Raw genomic sequence first — 2,442 nt, 5'->3', positions numbered from 1 at the left:
CGGACGGCCGCGACACCAGCGGGCTGCGGGCGGAGCCGGTGGGGGTCCGGGGGTGAGGGTCGGGGCCGGCGGTACGGGGACCGGGGTCGGTGTCGGCGGTACCGGTGGCGGGGACGGAGGGGGCGGGTACAGCGTGAACCCGCCCTTTGCCCAGGCCTTCAGCTTCGGGGGCCACTCCGGGCAGCCGTCGGGCCGGAGCGTGGTGAGCCGATCGGTGCCCTTCACGTGCCCCTCGCTGAGGTATTCCCCCGGGGGTCGCTCGACGGTCGCCACGCACCGCGCCGTGATGCCCGGTTCGAGGCTCGGGACGGTGTCGTCGCCCGTCGCGCAGACGATGGCCGGGGGCTGGAGGACCGGGTCGGCGAGCCGCAGGTCGTACACCGTGCGGTTGCCGGTGTTGGTCACGTCGTAGAAGACGGTGGCCCGGCCGAGGAGGAGGGCGCCGTCGGGGGGCTCGCCGCCGGTCGTCACGGTCTCGGTCAGCGACAGCCGTCCGCCGACGCCCGTGTATCCGGATCGGGCCGACGCCCGGGACTCGTAGCCGAGGGAGGGGACCCGGCCGACGGCGGTGACGTCCGCGATCCAGGTCCCCTCGCGGGCGGTGGACCACGCGGTGCAGGTCGCGGAGTCGAGGCCGCGGAGCATGCGGAGGTGATCGTCGCCGCCGGGGCAGCGGATGACGGCGTCGGGCAGGTCCGGGTCGCTCACCCGGACGTCGTAGAGGTCGGCCCCGGTCCGGTTGATCAGGCGGTAGGACTTCACCAGCGGGTGTCCGACGCGGATACCGGGGCGGGTCGCCTCCGTGCCGGGCCTGGTGTTGACGGTGACCTCCAGGGCGAGCCCGTGGGTGCCCGCGCCGTCGGCGACGGCGCGGTCCACCGCTCCGGCCGACACGGCCATGAGCAGGGGCAGCACCGCGGGGAGGCGGGTCCTGACGGCCCGTCCACACCCGACCAGTGCTCCGATCACCACATAAATAGGATTAACAGACCGGTTCGAGGGCGGGTTTTGGCCCACGCCGGTTACGGGATGTCATCGTACGAAGATCACCCCAGTGGGCGTGTGCGAGGAACCGGCGCTCCCCGGGCCGCGGCTCAGTCGCCCGGCATCAGTCCCGCCGCGACCGTGGCGCCCAGTTCCCAGCACGCCTGGGTGCCGGCCTGGCCCGGCTCGCCGGTGACGGTCACCGGGTCGGCGGCCCGGCGCCAGCCGAGGCCGGTGGTGACGGCCTCGACGGCGCGCACGGCACCGGTGACGTCGTTGCCGCCGTGGACGTAGTAGCCGAAGGGACGGCCCCTGGTCCCGTCCAGGCAGGGGTAGTACACCTGGTCGAAGAAATGCTTCAGCGCGCCGGACATGTAGCCGAGGTTGGCGGGCGTGCCGAGCAGGTACCCGTCGGCTTCCAGCACGTCGGAGGCGGTGGCCGCGAGGGCCGCCCGGCGTACGACGCGCACGCCCTCGATCTCCGGTGTGGTGGCACCCGACACGGCGGCTTCGAACAACGCCTGGCAGTTCGGGGACGGGGTGTGATGGACGATCAGCAGGGTAGGCACACCCGGCACCCTGCCGTGCGTCCGCCGTGGGCGCAACGCCGGGCGGCGCGGGGTGGTGCGAGGGACGCGCCGCCGGGGTGGCGAGAGGAGCCGTCATGACCGAGGAGGACCGCCGGACGCCGGCCGCCGTGGTGTTCGACGCGCTGGGCCTGGACTACGAGCGGGCGTTCGCCGATTCCGCCGCCCGCCGGGCGTCCCTGGACCGGCTGCTGGAGCGGCTGGCGCCGGGCAGCAGGGTGCTGGACGTGGGCAGCGGGACGGGACGGCCGACCGCGCACACGCTGGCCCGGGCCGGGCACCGGGTGCTGGGCATCGATGTCTCGCCGGTCATGGTGGACCTGGCCGCCCGTCAGGTGCCCGCGGCGGAGTTCCGGCTGGCCGACATCCGTGACACGCCGTTCGCGGAGGCCTCCTTCGACGCGGTGTGCGCGTACTTCTCGCTGCTCCAGATGTCACGCGCCGAACAGGCGGCCGTCGTGGCGAAGCTGGCACGGGTGGTACGGCCCGGCGGTCTGGTCGCGCTGGCCACCGTCCCCCTCGACGTGGAGGACGCCGAGGGAGTCTTCATGGGGCAGCCGATCCGGGTGACCAGCTTCGGCGCGGAGGCGTTCACCGGCCTGGTGACCGGCGCCGGCCTGACCGTGCTGGCCGAGGAGTGCTCCCGGTTCACCCCGGACCTTCCCGGGGCCACCCCCGAGCCGCAGCTGTTCCTGCACGCCCGGCGCCCGGAGCAGCCGCCCGAGGACCGGTGAGCCGCACACCGCCCGGCGTTGTCGGTGCCCTCGGCTACAGTTGCGGCTCCGGAATCGAACGGGAGACGACAGTGCGGGTCAGGGTGGGGACGGTCGGCGGTCGTGTGGCCGTCGCGGCGGCGGTCGCGATGCTGCTC

At 74.2% G+C, this 2,442-nt stretch carries 2 protein-coding genes and 1 pseudogene; 1 reads left to right on the top strand and 2 read right to left on the bottom strand.

Features of this window, described 5'->3' with window-relative positions; translation table 11 throughout:
- Nucleotides 1-972 (bottom strand): annotated as a pseudogene (locus tag H5J33_RS31130) (hypothetical protein); the annotation flags it as partial.
- Nucleotides 973-1,094: 122 nt separating this feature from the next.
- The gene (locus H5J33_RS31125) at nucleotides 1,095-1,553 is read right to left on the bottom strand and encodes an NAD(P)H-dependent oxidoreductase (protein ID WP_181798106.1); all 459 of its coding nucleotides are present in this window, start codon (nucleotides 1,551-1,553) and stop codon (nucleotides 1,095-1,097) included.
- A gap of 95 nt (nucleotides 1,554-1,648) precedes the next feature.
- Here H5J33_RS31125 and H5J33_RS31120 point away from each other — a divergent pair, with 95 nt between their 5' ends.
- A complete protein-coding gene (locus H5J33_RS31120; RefSeq protein WP_181798105.1) occupies nucleotides 1,649-2,305 on the top strand; it encodes a class I SAM-dependent methyltransferase in 657 nt (218 codons plus the stop codon).
- The last annotated feature ends 137 nt before the right edge of the window (nucleotides 2,306-2,442 follow it).

This window comes from Streptomyces sp. WELS2, from assembly GCF_013870595.1.
GTDB lineage: Bacteria > Actinomycetota > Actinomycetes > Streptomycetales > Streptomycetaceae > Streptomyces.
The sequence above is the reverse complement of the archived record's forward strand: the minus strand, read 5'-3'. Positions and strand labels throughout refer to the sequence as shown.

Bases quoted from the DNA above. Each gene is read 5' to 3' on its own strand.
- H5J33_RS31120 (WP_181798105.1), top strand. From the start codon at position 1,649: ATGACCGAGGAGGACCGCCGGACGCCGGCCGCCGTGGTGTTCGACGCG.